This is a genomic window from Pseudomonas asplenii (assembly GCF_900105475.1).
GTDB classification, from domain to species: Bacteria; Pseudomonadota; Gammaproteobacteria; order Pseudomonadales; family Pseudomonadaceae; genus Aquipseudomonas; species Aquipseudomonas asplenii.
Genome location: NZ_LT629777.1, coordinates 1,359,381 through 1,375,904, shown reverse-complemented (window position 1 = coordinate 1,375,904; position 16,524 = coordinate 1,359,381). Strand labels below are relative to the sequence as shown.

The window sequence follows — 16,524 nt, the reverse complement described above, 5'->3', positions numbered from 1 at the left end:
CCTGCTCCTACAAGTAGGCTGGCAAACGCAGAGGTTGCGTTTGCCAGCGAAGATTGTGGGAGCGGGTGTCGATCACTCTGCCGTCGACGGCTTTTCCCACAAGTTGATCCCGCCTTCCTGAGCGAAACGGTCGATCTCCGCCAGCTCTTCCTGGCTGAACGCCAGGTTCTTCAGCGCCCCGACGTTCTCGACGATCTGCTCCGGGCGGCTTGCGCCGATCAGGGCCGAGGTTACCCGTGGATCACGCAGGGCCCAGGCCAGGGCCAGTTGCGCCAGGCTCTGGCCGCGGCGCTTGGCGATCTCGTTGAGGGCCCGCACATGGGCGATGTTTGCCTCGGACAAATGCGATTCGCGCAGTGAGCCACCGCCCGGGCGGTTGACCCGTGCGTCCTGCGGAATGCCGTTGAGGTATTTGTCGGTCAGCAGGCCCTGGGCCAGCGGGGTGAAAGCGATCACGCCAGTACCGAGTTCCTCGACGGTGTCCAGCAGGTCCTTTTCCACCCAGCGGTTGAGCAGGTTGTAGGCCGGTTGGTGGATCAGCAGCGGAACTTTCCATTCCTTGAGCAGCGCTGCGATCTCGCGGGTTTTCACTCCGGAATAGGACGAGATGCCAATGTACAGCGCCTTGCCCTGCTGCACGGCGGTAGCCAATGCGCTGGCGGTTTCTTCCAGCGGGGTGTCCGGGTCGAAGCGGTGCGAGTAGAAGATATCCACATAGTCCAGGCCCAGGCGCTGCAGGCTCTGGTCGAGGCTGGCGAGCACGTACTTGCGCGAGCCGCCGCCCTGGCCGTAGGGGCCGGGCCACATGTCCCAGCCGGCCTTGCTGGAGATGATCAGTTCGTCGCGGTACGCCTTGAAGTCCTCGCGCAGCAGGCGGCCGAAGTTGATCTCGGCGCTGCCGTAGGGCGGACCATAGTTGTTCGCCAGGTCGAAGTGGTTGATGCCCAGGTCGAAGGCGGTGCGCAGCAGGGCGCGCTGGGTGTCGATCGGCGTGCTGTCGCCAAAGTTGTGCCACAGGCCCAGCGACAGTGCTGGCAACACCAGGCCACTGCGGCCGACGCGGCGGTAGGGGATGGAGTCGTAGCGGTTTTCGGCAGCTTGATAAGTCATCGAATCCTCTCTTGTTGCGCGAGAAATTTCACAGGGCAGCGCCCACTTCATTACGGTCTGGATCAATCAGCATACGCTTGAGACAGACCACACTAGCCTCGGATTCGATCCGTGACTGAAACGTTTCATGTTTTCCGAATTCCGTTCCGGGCTTGCTGTCGCTCGCGCAAATTTCCCGGCAGGTACATTTCTGCCGACTCCGAAAATTTACGCTTGACTTTCAATTTCCCATAAAAAGATCTTTTTGGATCAGTACAAATTAGTACATACCTGCGTACTTTTGACCCTGTACAAGAAATTGTGTTTTCCCAAGCAATTACTAGGAAATTCAAAAGTTTAGATGCGGTACACGTACTGCGTATTACGATAAAGTACGATTTGATGACTCGGGTTGGTTAAAAAGCGATCAATTTGTCACCGAAAGTCGTCTCCCGGGCCTGCAAGGGCTGTGCGAGGCGGTTTACCGGCCGCTCAAGCCCGAGGTGTTCGCGTAGCGTGGTGCCCTCGTACTCGGTTCGGAACAGCCCGCGCCGCTGCAGTTCTGGCACCACCGAGGCGGCGAACTCCTCCAGCCCGCCTGGCAGGTGCGGCACCAGTACGTTGAAGCCATCCGCTGCGCCTTGTTCGAACCAGACCTGCAACTCGTCGGCGATCCGTGTCGGTGTACCGACCAGGCTGTAGTGCCCGCGGCCTCCGGCAATGCGTCGGCCCAGCTGCGCCAGGGTCAGGTTTTCCGTGCCGGCCAGTTCGGTCAGCAGCTTCTGCCGGCTCTGTTGGCCACTGTCGGTCAGTGGCAGTTCGGGCAGCGGACCGTCCAGTGGATAACCCGACAGGTCGAAGTTGCCGAGCATGCGTCCGAGCAGGGCGACGCCGACCTCGGGCTCGACCAGTTGCTGGAACGCTTCATGTTTCTCCCGGGCCTCGCTTTCGCTCTGGCCGACCACGACAAACACCCCCGGCATGATCTTCAGGTCGTCGGCCGAGCGCCCGAAGCGCCTCAGGCGGCCCTTGAGGTCGGCGTAGAACGTTTGCGCCCTGGCCAGGGAGGATTGCGCGGTGAACACCACTTCGGCGGTCTGTGCGGCCAGTTCCAGGCCGCTCTGCGATGAGCCGGCCTGGACGACCACCGGCCGGCCCTGGGGCGAACGGGCGACGTTCAGCGGGCCGCGGACCTTGAAGTGTTTGCCCTGATGATCGAGCACGTGCAGCTTGGCCGGGTCGTAGTACTGGCCGCTGGACTTGTCACGGCTGAAGGCGTCGTCTTCCCAGCTGTCCCACAGGCCGGTGACCACCTGGTGGAATTCGCGCGCCCGCTCATAGCGTTCGGCGTGACTGATGTGCTCGGTGCGGCCGAAGTTCAGGGCTTCGGCAGCGGCATCCGAGGTCACCAGGTTCCAGCCGGCGCGGCCGCCGGACAGGTGGTCCAGCGAGGCGAACTTGCGGGCCACGTGGTACGGCTCGTTGTAGCTGGTGGTGGCGGTGGCGATCAGGCCGATGCGTTCGGTCACCGCGCTCAGCGCAGAAAGCAGGGTCAGCGGCTCGAAGTGGTCCGAGCGGGCCATGCGACTGGCGATTTCACCTTCGGCAGCGGCAACGCTGTCGGCCACGAACAGCGCGTCGAATTTCGCCGCCTCGGCGATGCGCGCCAAATGCTTGTAGTGGGCGAAGTCCAGGCCGGCGGTGGCCGGGACTTCCGGGTGACGCCACGCCGCGACGTGGTGCCCGGTGGCCATTAGAAACGCGCCCAGCTTGAGCTGGCGAGGAGCAGGGGGCATGGGTCATTCCTTGAGTTTGCGGTTGGGGTTGAAAAGCTTCGTGGGCAGGCCCGCTCCCACAAGAGGCTTTGTTCAGCCCGGGAGCTGTGGGAGATGACCAGATGGCGCTGCACTTGCCGGCAAGTAGTGTCTATGCGCCGCAATCAGAAATCCTTGCGCACCTGAATGCCGAAGTAGCGTTCGTCATCCCGTGGTACGGCCCGATAGATGTAGTTGCCACCGCTGGCCAGCAACGGCGAGTAGGACTTGTCGCCGAGGTTTTTCCCCAGCAGCGCCACGCGCCAGCCCTGGTTGTAGTCGGCCAGGGCGATGCTCGCGTTCCAGATGCCGTAGGCGCCCTGTTTGGTGTCGACGTTCTGGGCAATGTCGTACTGCACTTCGCTCTGCCAACTGAAGTCGGTGCCCAGTTCCAGGTCCAGGCCGTTGTTCAACGGCATGCTGTAGTCGGCGCGCACGTAGCTTTTCCAGTCGGGGCTGAACGGCAGCGGCTTGCCATTGACATTGCAACTGGCCGCTGCACCTGGCGGGCAGGAGAACTCGTCGATCCGCGCACGGGTATAGGCCAGGGCACCGGACAGTTTGAGGCGGGTCGTAGCCTGCAAGGCGTAGTCGGCTTCCACGCCTTCGGTGCTGACGCTGCCGGCGTTGATCAGGCGGGTCACCACTTGCCCGGCTACGGTGTCGAAGAAGTTCGCCTGGTAGTTGTCGTAGTCACTGTGGAACACCGCCAGGTTGGTGGTCAGACGGTTGTTCCAGCTGGTGGCCTTGATCCCGGCTTCCCAGGTGTTGGAGGTTTCCGGTTTCAGCGCGTCGGTGTCGCGCGGCTGCATGTTGAAGAACACGTTGTAGGCCGGACCCTTGTAGCCGCGCGAGTAGGTCAGGTAGCTGGTGACGCTGTCGCTGAGGTCGTACTGCACGCCGAGGCGCCCGGACCAGCCGTCTTCGTCCACTGAACCATGGCTGCTGGTGTTTGGCTGGATGCCGCTGACGGTGGTGGCGGAAGTCGAGACGCGGCGGTGATCGTAGGACAGGTCGTCGTGGGTGTAGCGCAGTCCGGCGATACCGCGAAAGGTCGGGGTGAAATTCAGCGTGCTTTCGCCGAACACCGCGTAGCTGTCGCTGGTGGTGCTGTAGTCGGCAACGCCGCGGTTGACGCTGGTGGTGGTGGTCAGGGTGCGCTGGTAGGTCTCTTCGTCCTTGCCGTGCATGTAGAACAGGCCACCGACGTACTCCAGGAACTGGCCCTTGGGCGAGGCCAGGCGAATTTCCTGGGAGTACTGGTTGAAGTCCAGCGCGCCACGGTCGGCGGTGCCGGGGAAGGCGGCGGTGACGCTGCCGAGGCGGTCGCCGTCCTGGTACTGTTGGTTGCTCCAGCCACGCCAGGCGGTGATCGAAGTCAGGGTGTAGTCACCGAGGTTCCAGTCGAGCTGACCGGACAGGCCCTTGTTGATGTCGTCGACGTAGCTGCGGGTATCGGCGTTGATGTCGCGGTTGTCGGAGGACGGCCGTACCGGGCTCAGGGCATTGGTGAAGGCCGGGCTCAGCGACTTGCTGACCACGCCGTTGGGGGCGTCGTCATGGGACTGCATGTAGTCGGCGGCGAGGGTGAATTTCACGTCCTCGTTGGGGGTGAACTCCAGCTTGCCGCGCACGCCCTTGTGGTTGTAGCCGTTGACTTCCTGGCCGTTGGCCTTGTTGTCGACGTTGCCGTCATAGCTGCCGAACAGGGTGGTCAGCGAGCCTTTGAGGGTGTCCGGAATCAGGCTGCCGCCGATGCCGAAACGGGTGCGGCTTTCGTTGCCGCTGAAGTACGACTGGTCGATGTAGCCATGGGTCTCGGCGGTCGGCGCCCTGGTCACGATGTTCAGCACGCCGGCCGAGGCGTTCTTGCCGAACAGCGTGCCCTGCGGGCCGCGCAGCACTTCGATGCGGTCGAGGTCGAGCAGGTCGAGGGTGGCCTGGCCGGGACGGCTGTAGACCACGCCGTCGATCACCGTCGCCACGGTCGGCTCGACCCCTGGCGAGGTGGAAATGGTGCCCACGCCACGGACGAACAGCGAGGTGTCCTTGTTCGAGGCACCGGTGCGGAAGTTCAGCGTCGGTACTTGCTGGACGATGCTGGCGACGCCGTTGCGACTGTCCCGCTCCAGTTGCTCGCCATCGACCACTGAGACTGCCACCGGAACTTTCTGCAGCGATTCCTCGCGGCGCGTGGCAGTGACGGTGACCGCCTTGAGGGTCGGCTCCTGATCGCTGACTGCATCGGCGGCGAATACCGCAGACGACGGCAGGGCGCTCAGCCCGGCCAGCAGCCAGGCCACGTGTGGACGTCGTGGCGTGGCGGCACGGATCGCCCGCGCCAGTGTGTGTTGCTCCCCGAATGTGTTGTGCATGTGTTGCCCGCTCGAAAAATGACCCTGAACCGCCGTCGCTCTGCGTCGACAGCGCCTGATTTGTCTTGGGGCATTCGCTCGAGCGAGTAGCAGGCAGACAAAGCCTTTTGTTAGCGCTAACATCGCCAGTATCGGAAAGGTCGATATAGATCGTCAAATACTGAAAAATTACTTTTATATTCCTTTTGGTTTCAATAAGGATCGGACTTTGACTGCTGACAAAGCGCCAGGCCGCAAGCGCCGTGGAGCCGGACGTGTCACCTTGAGCACGGTTGCCCAGGCGGCCGGGGTCTCGGCGATCACCGTGTCGCGGTATTTCAACAACCCCGAGCAGGTCTCGCCCGAGCGCCGCGAGCGGATCGCGGCGGCGGTCGAGGAGCTGGGCTACGTGCCGAACCTGGTGGCGGGTGGGCTGGCGTCGGCCCGGGGGCGGATCGTCGCGATGGTGATCCCGAACATCTCCGGCCCGATCTTCGCCAACACCATCCAGGGCTTCAGTGACACCCTGGGTCGGCATGGCTACCAACCGCTGTTGGCGTCGAGCTACTTCTCGGCGGAGCAGGAGGAAAGTGCGGTGCGCGCGTTTCTCGGCTGGTCGCCGGCGGCGCTGGTACTGACCAGCCGGTTCCACAGTGTGGGCACCGAAAAGATGATCGCCGAAGCGGACATTCCGGTGATCGAGATCTGGGACCATCAGCCGCAGCGCGCGCCGTTGCAGATCGGTTTTTCCCACCATGAAGTCGGGGTCAGCGCCGCCCGTTACCTGCATGGCAAGGGCTATCGGCGGATCGCCTTCGTGCAGAACAGCGCACCGGGGGACTTCAGTGCGCTGGAGCGCCGTGATGGTTACGCGGCGACCCTGGGCGAGCTGGGGCTGGAGCCCTGGGTATTTGCCCCGGATGCCGGCCTGGCGCCGTTCGAGGCCGGCAAGCAGGCGATGCAGGCGCTGATGAGCGTCGCCACCCGGCCCGACGCGATCATCTTCGCCAACGACAACCTGGCGGCCGGCGGCCTGCTGGCCGGGCAGCGTGCCGGGCTGAAGATTCCTGAGGACTGCGCGGTGCTGGGTTTCGGCGATTACCCGTTCGCCGAAATGCTCCTGCCGAGTCTGAGTACCCTCAAGCCGCCGGCCCTGGAGATCGGTGTGCTGGCGGCGACGCGGATACTGGAAAGTCTCGGCGTGCTGCCGACGGATGAGGTGCAACGCCTGAACCTGCTGACCTGCCAACTGATCGAGCGTGAGAGCGCCTGATCCTGCGCCTCAGACGGCATTGGCGAACACTTCGCTGATCCAGTCGACGAACACCCGTACCCGTGGCGACATGTGCCGGTTCTGCGGGTACAGCACCGAGACCGGCATCGGCGGCGGCGGATGGTTCGACAGGACTTCGCGCAGCAGGCCCTGGTCGATCTGTTCCGCTACCCGGTAGTGCGGCACCTGGATCAGTCCGAGTCCGGCCACTGCCGAGGCGGCATAGATTTCTGCGCCGAACACCGACACCCGGCCGGCCAGTGGGATTTCCCGCAACTCGCCCTGCTCGATGAATTCGAACGGATAGAGCTTGCCGGTGGCCCGCGATACGTAGTTCACCCCCTGGTGCCGGCTGAGGTCGGCGAGGCTGCGCGGTTCACCGTATTTGCGCAGGTAGGCCGGACTGGCACAGGTCACCTGGCGCAGGGTGGCCACCCGTTTGCCGATCAACGACGAGTCGCCGAGATTGCCCGAGCGCAACACACAGTCGACGCCTTCGGCGATCAGGTCGATGAAGTGGTTGGCTTCGCTGATGGACACGTCGATGTCCGGGTAGCGCTCAAGGAAGGCCGGTAGCGCCGGGATCACGAAATAGCGCGCCAGGGTGCCCTGCAGGTCGACGCGCAGGCGGCCCTTGGGCGCCACCGTACGGAACGCCAGTTCGGCTTCTTCCAGCTGCGCCAGCAACTGCACGCAACGCGAGTAGTAGGCCTCGCCGTCGAGGGTCGGGCGTACGCGGCGGGTGCTGCGTTCCAGCAGTCGGGTGCCGAGCCAGGCTTCGAACTGGTTGAGGGTGTGGGTCAGGGTCGCGCGGGGCAGGTTCAGGTCTTCGGCGGCCAGGGTGAAGCTGCTGCGCTCGTAGATCCGCACGAACACCTTCATCGCCTTGACCTGGTCCATGGCTGCTCCGCTGTGTTTGATTGTTGGTGATTATTGAATATTCAGGTCAACTATCGCCCATTTATCGCCTGGGATAAACCTGTGAAATTGGCGCCATCCCAACGCACACTCCAGGAGATTCGACATGACCCAGCACTCCTGAAAAGTCGCCATCGTCACCGGCGCCTCGCGTGGTATCGGCGCGGTGATCGCCCGCCAACTGGCGGCGCAGGGCTTTGCCGTGGCGATCAACTATGCGAGCAGTACCGAGGAGGCCTCGGCACTGGTAGTGGAACTGCGCCAGGCCGGCCACCCGGCCATAGCGATCAAGGCTGACGTCGGCAACTCCAGCGATGTTGCGCGGCTGTTCGAGGAAACCGAACTGCAACTGGGCAAGGTCGATGTGCTGATCAACAACGCCGGAATCCTCAAGGTGTTGCCGCTGGCCGAGCACAGTGACGAGCTGTTCGACCAGACGTTCGCCATCAATACCCGGGGTACCTTCAATACCCTGCGTGAGGCGGCGAAGCGGATGAATGACGATGGGCGCATCGTCAACTTCTCCAGCAGCACCGTGGGCTTGAACCTGCCGGGTTACTCGGTGTACATCGCCAGCAAGGCGGCGGTGGAGTCCCTTACCCAGGTGTTTGCCAAGGAGCTGCGTGGCCGGCGCATCACCGTCAATGCCGTGGCCCCGGGGCCGGTGGCGACCGAACTGTTCCTGCACGGCAAGAGCGAGGAGCAGGTCCAGACCTTTGCCCGTATGCCACCGCTGGAGCGCCTGGGGCAGCCGGAGGATATCGCCGAGATCGTATCGTTCCTGGTGAGCCCGGCGGCGGGCTGGGTCAATGGCCAGGTGTTGCGGGCCAATGGTGGGTTGGTCTGATCTTTGAGGTAGGCACCCTCCCAGTGGCAGGACTTATCCGCGAAGCTTTTAGCGGTCTCATGGGCCTCTTCGCGGATGAATCCTGCTCCCACAGGTTGGTGTTGTTCCCACGGGTGCGATGGGATGCCTGGTCCTTATTGGATCAACGCACCAGGTGCAGGAACTGCATGTGCCGTTCGTACTGGTCGAGGATGTCGTTGATGATCTGCTCCTTGCTGTAGCCCATCAGGTCGTAGTCCTGGCTGCCTTCGCTCAGGTGCACCTCGGCGCGGTAGTAGCGGCGGTTGCGCATGTCCCTTGAGCCCAACCCGCCGAGGGCGAAGGAGGGCGTGAAGTAGCCGCGCATCTGCACCTGGTAGACGAACGGGTGCAGGTCGCCATGGCCGATTTCCAGGCTGACGTTGTCGTTGGCCGGGTCGGGCTGGGTGACCACGTTCAGACCCTTCTCGACGAACACCGCAGTGACTTCCTCGATGGCCGGCCGCACGGTCTGGTCGAGGAACCGATAGACCTCGTCCCGCGACGGGAAGTGCACCGCCTGGCTCAGACGCTGGCGCCAGCCACCCCGGCCACGGCGTGCAGGCGACACCGGCGCCAGGGAGTGCAACTGGGCGATGCGTTTCTGCGACTCCAGATAGAACGCCTTGTGCAGCCCCCACATCATCAACAGCAGAATCAGCGAGAACGGCAGCGAGGTCAGCACCACCGCCGATTTCAGTGCATCGATACTGCCGGAGAACAGCAGCGCGCTGGTGATCAGGGCGGTCATCGCGCCCCAGAATACCCGCAGCCATTTCGGCCCGTCCTCGTCGGCATTGCCGCCACGCGCGGAGAGCGTCGACAGCACCACGGTGCCGGAGTCGGCCGACGTGACGAAGAACACGAAGCTGATGAACACCGTCACTGCGATCACCGTGCGGCTCCACGGGTAGGTTTCCAGCAGCAGGTACAGAGTGCGCGACGGGTCGTCGATGGCCGACTGGCCGAGGGCGCTCATGCCGTGGTTGAGCACCTGCTCGATGGCGCTGTTGCCGAAGATCGACATCCACGCCAGGGTGAAACCCAGCGGAATCAACAGCACGCCGAAGACGAATTCGCGGATGGTCCGGCCGCGGGAAATCCGCGCGATGAACAGGCCCACGAATGGCGCCCAGGCAATCCACCAGGCCCAGTAGAACACCGTCCAGCCGCCGAGCCAGTCACTGGGCTGGTCGTAGGCGTAGAGGTCGAAACTTTTGGTCGGCAACGCGCCGAGGTAGTCACCGAGGTTCTGTATCAGGGTGTTGAGCAGGTGCTGGGTGGGCCCGGCGAACAACACGAACAGCAGCAGCGCACAGGCCAGCAGCATGTTGATGTCGGACATCACCCGCACGCCCTTGTCGACACCGGCCACCGCGACGGCGATGGCCGCGCCCATCATCAGCACGATCAGCCCGACCTGGATCCACTGGGTATGGGGAATGCCGAACAGATAGTCCAGCCCCGAGTTGAGGTGCAGCACGCCGAAGCCCATGTCGGCACCGAGGCCGAACACCGTGGCGATGATGCCGAAACCGTCGACTGCGTAGCCGATGGGGCCGTTGATGCGTTTGCCGATCAGCGGGTACAGCGCCGAACGCAAGGCCAGCGGCAGGTTGTGCCGGTAGGCGAAGTAGGCCAGGGCCATGCCGACGAAGGCGAACACGCCCCAGCCGTGCAGGCCCCAGTGCAGGAACAGGATCTGCATCGCCTGTCGCGCGGCAGCGTTTGTACCTGCGAGGGGCCCGGTGTCGCCCTGGGGCGGCACGAGCATGTGGGTCAGCGGTTCGGAGACGCAGAAGAAGAACAGGGTGATGCTGATCCCGGCGGCGAACAGCATGCCGGCCCAGGACAGGTAGCTGAACTCGGGTTCGTCGTGGTCGGCACCGAGCTTGATCCTGCCGTAGCCGGACAAGGCGGTGACCACCACGAAGACCAGGTACAGGGTCATCGCCAGCAGGTAATACCAGCCGACTGTGTTGGCTGCCCAGTTCTGCGCGGCCAGCAACCATTGGCCGGCGGCTTCGGGCTGGCTGATGACCAGCAGACCGAACAGCAGGATGAAGGTCGCAGCGAAGTAGAACACGGGCGGGTTCATGCGGATCAGGCCGCTGGGTGCGTTGGTGGAGGTACTCATGGAGTGGGTACCTCGAAGGGGTGGAACATGGCTGGATCTTTCGGACTCAGCAAAGACAGGCCTCCTGTTGTGAGCGGGCAGCGAACCGCCGGTTTAACTTGAACGAACAGTCAAGTTAAACACGGATCGGCGTTTGGGACTAATCGCAGGGTTGAGCGGTAAGGTTCCGACAGCCTCTTTCCGCAGGAGTTGCAGGGTGAGCGGGTGGGGCCTGGGCCAGCAGCATTGAAGCACCGGGCACACCGCAGCCCCTGTGGGAGCTGGCTTGCCTGCGAAGGCGTCCCTGAGGCCGCTAAAAGCTTCGCGGGCAAGCCCGGCTCCTACAGGGCTATTTCCACAAGGAGATAATAGCGGTCTGTTCTGAGACGCTGTCTGGCCGCCCAAAAACAGAAGGCCCGCTCGAAGGCGGGCTTTGTGGTTCAGGGAAACTCAGCGGGCCGTCAGCGCCGCGTAGCTGTTCATCAGGTTGCGGTAGTTGGGGATACGCTGCGACAGCAGGTTGCCCAAACCTTCGATATCGTTGCGCCAGTCGCGGTGCAGCTCACAGGCCACCGAGAACCAGTTCATCATCTGCGCACCAGCCTGGGTCATGCGGTTCCATGCGGCCTGCTGCACGGTGGTGTTGAAGGTGCCGGAAGCATCGGTCACCACGAACACGTCGAAGCCTTCAGCCAGGGCCGACAGGGTCGGGAATGCTACGCAAACGTCGGTCACCACACCGGCGATGATCAGTTGCTTGCGGCCGGTCGCCTTGATCGCCTTGACGAAGTCTTCGTTGTCCCAGGCGTTGATCTGGCCTGGGCGGGCGATGTAGGGCGCGTCCGGGAACATCTCTTTCAGTTCTGGAACCAGCGGGCCGTTGGGACCTTGCTCGAAGCTGGTGGTCAGGATGGTCGGCAGTTCGAAGAATTTGGCCAGGTCAGCCAACGCCAACACGTTGTTCTTGAACTCGTTCGGCGAGAAGTCCTGGACCAGGGAAATCAGACCGGTCTGGTGGTCGACCAGCAGGACTACGGCGTCGTCTTTGTTCAGGCGGTTGTAGGTTGGCTTGCTCATGTGGGAATCCTTTTTCGATTAAGTGGTTGGAAGCTGTGTCGTTCAACTTGTGACCAGATTAATAACTCACCGAAAAAGGAAAAAGCGGCTGAAATCGGTTTGACTGTCTCCCCAAGATGGACAATCCCGCGCCGAACCTTGGAGCGGGCTTGCCCGCGAAGCTTTTGACGGCCTCAAGGACGCCTTCGCCGGCAGCCAACCCCCACAATGATCTTCAGCGCTGAATCTCGTTCTCATGCTGCTGCAGATTGGCCTGGGTCAGGTTGCAGCCGGCCGGCACGCTGCGGGTCAGCCAGACGTTGCCGCCGATGGTGGCGCCCTTGCCGATGGTGATGCGTCCCAGGATGGTCGCGCCGGCATAGATCACCACGTCGTCCTCGACAATCGGATGCCGTGGGTGGCCTTTCTGCAACTGACCGTCCTCGTCCGCCGGGAAGCGCTTGGCGCCCAGGGTCACCGCCTGGTAGATCCTCACCCGTTCGCCGATGATCGCCGTCTCGCCGATCACCACACCGGTACCGTGGTCGATGAAGAAGCTGGGGCCGATCTGTGCACCCGGATGGATATCGATGCCGGTGGCCGAGTGAGCGATTTCCGCACTGATCCGCGCCAGCAGCGGCAACCCGGCACGGTACAGGTGGTGTGCCAGGCGGTGGTGGATCACCGCGAGAATGCCCGGGTAGCACAGCAGCACTTCGTCGACGCTGCGCGCCGCCGGGTCGCCGTGGTAGGCCGCCAGGACATCGGTGTCGAGCAGCCGGCGCAGTTGCGGCAGGGCCATGGCGAAGTCCTGGATCAGCCGCAGGGCCTTGGCCTGCACCTCGGCATCGGCCTGTCCGTCATGCCGGGCGGCATAGCGCAGCTCCAGGCGGGCCTGGGCCAGCAGGGCGTTGAGGGCAGCGTCCAGGGTGTGGCCGACATAGAAGTCCTCGCTTTCCTCGCGCAGGTCCACCGGCCCCAGGCGCATCGGGAACAGCGCCCCACACAGGGCCTCGAGAATGTCTGCCATGGCCTGGCGTGAGGGCAGCTCGCGTCCACCCTGTTCATCACTGACCCGCCCGTTGCGGCTGCGCCACTCATCCCGGGCGCTGCGCAACTGGCTGACAATGGTCTGTAATTGCCAATGGCTGGAACGCTCGCTCACGATCAAATCTCCGACCTGGCGGCCGGACAGTCGGGCCACCTGAATGTCATTCACTTTACGGCACCGTCCTGAGGGGGAATTAAGAACGAATAGTGCTTTGCTCAGAACTTTCCGGCATAAGTGCGTGACGGTTGCCTGGGGAAAAGTGCCTGCCTATAGTCGAGGCATTTCCTACTATCAGTTCGGACTCATGATCAAACAACAGCTCGCTCGCTTCGACCGCCTGCCCCTCCTCGAGCAGGCCACGCCCCTGGAAAAACTGGAACGCCTGTCGGCGTGGGTGGGCCGCGAGATCTACATCAAGCGCGATGACCTGACACCCCTGGCGCTGGGTGGCAACAAGCTGCGCAAACTCGAATACCTGGCGGCCGATGCGCTGGCGACGGGAGCCGATACGCTGGTCACCGCCGGGGCGATCCAGTCCAATCATGTCCGCCAGACCGCCGCCCTGGCAGCCCGCCTGGGCCTGGGTTGCGTGGCCCTGCTGGAAAACCCGACCGGCACCGAGGACGGCAATTACCTGGGCAACGGCAACCGCCTGCTGCTGGAGCTGTTCGATGCGCGGGTCGAGTTGGTGGACAACCTGGACAACGCCGATGAGCAGTTGCAGGCCCTGGCCGAACGCCTGCGCAGCAACGGCAAGAAGCCTTATCTGGTGCCGATCGGGGGCTCCAATGCCCTGGGCGCGTTGGGTTATGTGCGTGCGGGTCTGGAGCTGGCCGCGCAGATCGAAGCGACCGGGCTGGAGTTTGCCGCCGTGGTGCTGGCCTCGGGCAGCGCTGGCACCCACAGTGGCCTGGCCTTGGGCCTGAGCGAAACCTTGCCGCAGTTGCCGGTGATCGGCGTGACAGTCTCGCGCAGCGACGAGGCGCAACGGCCGAAGGTGCAGGGGCTGGCCGAACGCACTGCCGAGTTGCTGGGCGTGCCGCTGCCGGAAAGCTTCAAGGTGCAGTTGTGGGACGAATATTTTGCCCCGCGCTACGGCGAGCCGAATGCCGGGACCTTGGCAGCGGTCAGGCTGCTGGCGAGCCAGGAAGGCATCCTGCTCGACCCGGTGTATACCGGCAAGGCGATGGCCGGGCTGCTTGATGGCATCGGCCTGCAGCGTTTCGACGAGGGGCCGATCATTTTCCTGCATACCGGCGGGGCGCCGGCGCTGTTTGCCTATGACGCGTCGTTTGCCTGAGTGGGATCAGGATCGCCCGCTCCCACAGGGAAAAATCCCACAAGACGCGATGCCTTGTGGGTGCCGGCGGTCCGGTTTATCCGCGAATCAGGCGGCGCCGAACCCCCTCACTGATCTATATAAGAGTTCTAAATAGATTCTTTTATATTATTTAAAATTATAAAAAGATCCGTTTATAGTTTCGCCCCAGGCGAATTTGCCACGAGACGCCAATACTGCTTTGAGGCAGGATGGGCGTTTGCAATCTAAGTGTCAGATTTGCCTTCCTTCTCCCATAAAAAACACACGGGGCTCTTCATGAATATTTCCGCATTTCGCAAGCGTCTGCTGGTTGGCAGCCTGGGTCTGGTGCTCGGCGCCGGTCTGCTGGGCCAGGCCGTGGCCGGTGAACAACTGAACCAGATCAAGAAAGCCGGCGAGATCAAGATCGGCCTGGAAGGCACCTATCCGCCGTTCAGCTTTGTCGATGAAAGCGGCAAGCTCAGCGGCTTCGAAGTCGAGTTGTCCGAGGCGCTTGCCAAGGAACTGGGCGTCAAGGTCAAGCTGCAGGCCACCCCGTGGGATGGCATTCTCGCGGCCCTGGAGTCCAAGCGTCTGGACGCGGTGGTCAATCAGGTCACCATCTCCGAAGAACGCAAGAAGAAGTACGATTTCTCTAAGCCTTACACCGTCTCCGGCATCCAGGCACTGGTCCTGAAAAAGAACGTCGATGCGATCAAGAGCGCCGACGACCTGGCTGGCAAGAAAGTCGGTGTGGGCCTGGGCACCAACTACGAACAATGGCTCAAGGACAACCAGCCCAAAGCCATCATCAAGACCTACAACGATGACCCGACCAAGTTCCAGGACCTGCGCATCGGCCGTATCGACGCGATCCTGATCGACCGCCTGGCCGCCCTGGAATACGCCAAGAAAGCCCCGGACACCGCCGCTGCCGGCGATGCCTTCTCCCGTCAGGAAGCCGGTATTGCCCTGCGCAAGGGCGAGCCTGAACTGCTCGACGCCGTGAACAAGGCCCTCGACAAGCTGCGTGCTGACGGCACCCTGAAGAAGCTGTCCGAAAAATACTTCAACGCTGACGTCACTCAATAATGGAAGCAGGTTTGCAACTCGCGCTGGACTCCGCACCCTTTCTGCTCAAGGGTGCGTACTACACGGTGATTCTCAGCCTCGGCGGGATGTTTTTCGGCTTGCTGCTGGGCTTCGGCCTGGCCTTGATGCGTCTGTCGCGCTTCAAGCTGCTCAGCGGGATCGCCCGGGTCTACGTGTCGTTCTTTCGCGGCACGCCGCTACTGGTGCAACTGTTCTTGATCTACTACGGTTTGCCACAAGTGGGCATCGAGCTGGATCCGATCCCGGCGGCCATGATCGGCTTTTCGCTGAACATGGCCGCTTACGCCTGTGAAATCCTGCGTGCTGCCATCGCTTCCATCGAGCGCGGTCAGTGGGAAGCTGCAGCCAGTATCGGCATGACCCGTGCGCAAACCCTGCGTCGGGCCATCCTGCCCCAGGCGATGCGTACCGCCTTGCCACCCTTGGGCAACAGCTTCATTTCATTGGTCAAGGACACGGCGCTGGCGGCTACGATCCAGGTGCCCGAATTGTTCCGTCAGGCGCAACTGGTGTCGGCACGTACATTTGAAATTTTCACCATGTATCTGTCCGCGGCCCTGATTTACTGGGTATTGGCAAGCATCCTGGCGTATTTTCAGAATCGCCTGGAAGTCCGGGTCAACCGGCATGACCTGGAGTCCTGAAGCATGATCGTGGTTGAACAACTGACCAAGCAATTCAATGGCCAGAGCGTGCTCAAGGGCATCGACCTCAAGGTCGAGGCCGGCGAGGTGGTGGCGATCATCGGCCCCAGTGGTTCCGGCAAGACCACCTTTCTGCGTTGCCTGAACTTTCTCGAAGAACCGTCCAGCGGCCGGATCCAGGTCGGTGAGATCAAGATCGACGGCAGTCGTCCGCTGAGCCAGCAACAGAGCCTGATCCGCAAGCTGCGCCAGCAGGTGGGTTTCGTGTTCCAGAACTTCAACCTGTTCCCCCACCGCACGGCGCTGGAGAACGTCATCGAAGGCCCGATCGTGGTCAAGAAGACCCCGCGCGACCAGGCCGTGGCCCTGGGCCGCAAGCTGTTGGCCAAGGTCGGCCTGGCGGGCAAGGAAGAGTCCTATCCACGGCGTCTGTCCGGTGGGCAGCAGCAGCGCGTGGCGATTGCCCGGGCGTTGGCGATGGAGCCGCAGGTGATCCTGTTCGATGAGCCGACGTCGGCCCTAGATCCGGAACTGGTGGGGGAAGTGCTGGCGACCATTCGCGGCCTGGCGGAAGAAAAGCGCACCATGGTCATCGTCACCCACGAAATGAGTTTTGCTCGTGACGTGGCCAATCGGGTGGTCTTTTTCGACAAGGGCGTGATTGTCGAGCAAGGTGAAGCCAAGGCGCTGTTTGCCAACCCGAAAGAAGAACGTACTCGGCAATTTCTCAGTAAGTTTCTGGGTGATGCGTAGGAGTGTTCTTTTTATTTAAATAACGTACTCAGGGAGCGAGTACGCTGTTTCAGAATTCACTGTTTTTATCCTCCCGGCTTATCTCCTCTTATTACCGGACATCGCTCCGGTTAATGTCCTTGCGCAAGATTATCGTCAATCGGTAGCTCTCCGAATATGTCGGTCCCGGACCGTGCCC

Annotated in this window: 13 protein-coding genes; 6 read left to right on the top strand and 7 right to left on the bottom strand. The window is 62.5% G+C overall.

All coding sequences use genetic code 11. The features are described 5' to 3' along the window. Nucleotides 1-72: 72 nt before the first annotated feature. From mgrA to BLU37_RS06220, 3 genes are all read right to left on the bottom strand, one after another. Nucleotides 73-1,110 carry an L-glyceraldehyde 3-phosphate reductase gene (mgrA, locus tag BLU37_RS06230; RefSeq protein ID WP_090203228.1) on the bottom strand — a complete coding sequence of 346 codons (1,038 nt, stop codon included), beginning with the start codon at nucleotides 1,108-1,110 and terminating at the stop codon, nucleotides 73-75. Between the two features lie 395 nt (nucleotides 1,111-1,505). Further along, the gene (locus BLU37_RS06225) at nucleotides 1,506-2,885 is read right to left on the bottom strand and encodes an LLM class flavin-dependent oxidoreductase (protein ID WP_090203225.1); all 1,380 of its coding nucleotides are present in this window, start codon (nucleotides 2,883-2,885) and stop codon (nucleotides 1,506-1,508) included. A gap of 143 nt (nucleotides 2,886-3,028) precedes the next feature. After that, nucleotides 3,029-5,278, bottom strand: a complete 2,250-nt coding sequence (locus BLU37_RS06220) for a TonB-dependent receptor (RefSeq protein ID WP_090203222.1) — start codon at nucleotides 5,276-5,278, stop codon at nucleotides 3,029-3,031. A 208-nt stretch (nucleotides 5,279-5,486) separates the two neighbouring features. On the opposite strand from BLU37_RS06220, the gene BLU37_RS06215 reads away from it, so the two are divergent. Beyond that, on the top strand, nucleotides 5,487-6,530 hold the full coding sequence (locus BLU37_RS06215) for a LacI family DNA-binding transcriptional regulator (protein ID WP_090203219.1): 1,044 nt from the start codon (nucleotides 5,487-5,489) through the stop codon (nucleotides 6,528-6,530). Between the two features lie 9 nt (nucleotides 6,531-6,539). Here BLU37_RS06215 and BLU37_RS06210 read toward each other — a convergent pair whose 3' ends face one another. After that, nucleotides 6,540-7,430 (bottom strand): LysR family transcriptional regulator, encoded by an 891-nt coding sequence (locus BLU37_RS06210; RefSeq protein ID WP_090203217.1) that lies wholly within the window; start codon nucleotides 7,428-7,430, stop codon nucleotides 6,540-6,542. Nucleotides 7,431-7,581: 151 nt separating this feature from the next. Between BLU37_RS06210 and BLU37_RS06205 the strand changes: the two genes are divergently transcribed. Then, nucleotides 7,582-8,295: an SDR family oxidoreductase gene (locus BLU37_RS06205; RefSeq protein ID WP_090203214.1), complete on the top strand. Its 714-nt coding sequence runs from the start codon at nucleotides 7,582-7,584 to the stop codon at nucleotides 8,293-8,295. A gap of 142 nt (nucleotides 8,296-8,437) precedes the next feature. Here the strand turns inward: BLU37_RS06205 and betT are convergent, their stop codons facing one another. The 3 genes from betT to epsC form a co-directional block, all read right to left on the bottom strand. Next, nucleotides 8,438-10,411: a choline transporter BetT gene (gene betT, locus BLU37_RS06200; protein WP_172833091.1), complete on the bottom strand. Its 1,974-nt coding sequence runs from the start codon at nucleotides 10,409-10,411 to the stop codon at nucleotides 8,438-8,440. A gap of 468 nt (nucleotides 10,412-10,879) precedes the next feature. Next, complete coding sequence (ycaC, locus tag BLU37_RS06195) at nucleotides 10,880-11,506, bottom strand: isochorismate family cysteine hydrolase YcaC (protein ID WP_019362430.1); 627 nt, start codon at nucleotides 11,504-11,506, stop codon at nucleotides 10,880-10,882. 214 nt (nucleotides 11,507-11,720) lie between these two features. Further along, nucleotides 11,721-12,650 carry a serine O-acetyltransferase EpsC gene (gene epsC / locus BLU37_RS06190; protein WP_029379661.1) on the bottom strand — a complete coding sequence of 310 codons (930 nt, stop codon included), beginning with the start codon at nucleotides 12,648-12,650 and terminating at the stop codon, nucleotides 11,721-11,723. A 190-nt stretch (nucleotides 12,651-12,840) separates the two neighbouring features. Between epsC and BLU37_RS06185 the strand changes: the two genes are divergently transcribed. The 4 genes from BLU37_RS06185 to tcyN all read left to right on the top strand — a co-directional run bounded on the left by BLU37_RS06185 (nucleotide 12,841) and on the right by tcyN (nucleotide 16,346). Next, entirely contained in the window at nucleotides 12,841-13,836 is a 996-nt protein-coding gene (locus BLU37_RS06185) for a D-cysteine desulfhydrase (RefSeq protein ID WP_090203207.1), read from the top strand. A gap of 297 nt (nucleotides 13,837-14,133) precedes the next feature. Next, entirely contained in the window at nucleotides 14,134-14,928 is a 795-nt protein-coding gene (tcyJ, locus tag BLU37_RS06180; protein ID WP_090203205.1) for a cystine ABC transporter substrate-binding protein, read from the top strand. Then, the gene (gene tcyL / locus BLU37_RS06175; protein WP_010453275.1) at nucleotides 14,928-15,593 is read left to right on the top strand and encodes a cystine ABC transporter permease; all 666 of its coding nucleotides are present in this window, start codon (nucleotides 14,928-14,930) and stop codon (nucleotides 15,591-15,593) included. Before tcyJ ends, tcyL begins: the two co-directional genes overlap by 1 nt. 3 nt (nucleotides 15,594-15,596) lie before the next feature. Next, complete coding sequence (tcyN, locus tag BLU37_RS06170) at nucleotides 15,597-16,346, top strand: L-cystine ABC transporter ATP-binding protein TcyN (protein ID WP_019362434.1); 750 nt, start codon at nucleotides 15,597-15,599, stop codon at nucleotides 16,344-16,346. Nucleotides 16,347-16,524 lie beyond the last annotated feature (178 nt).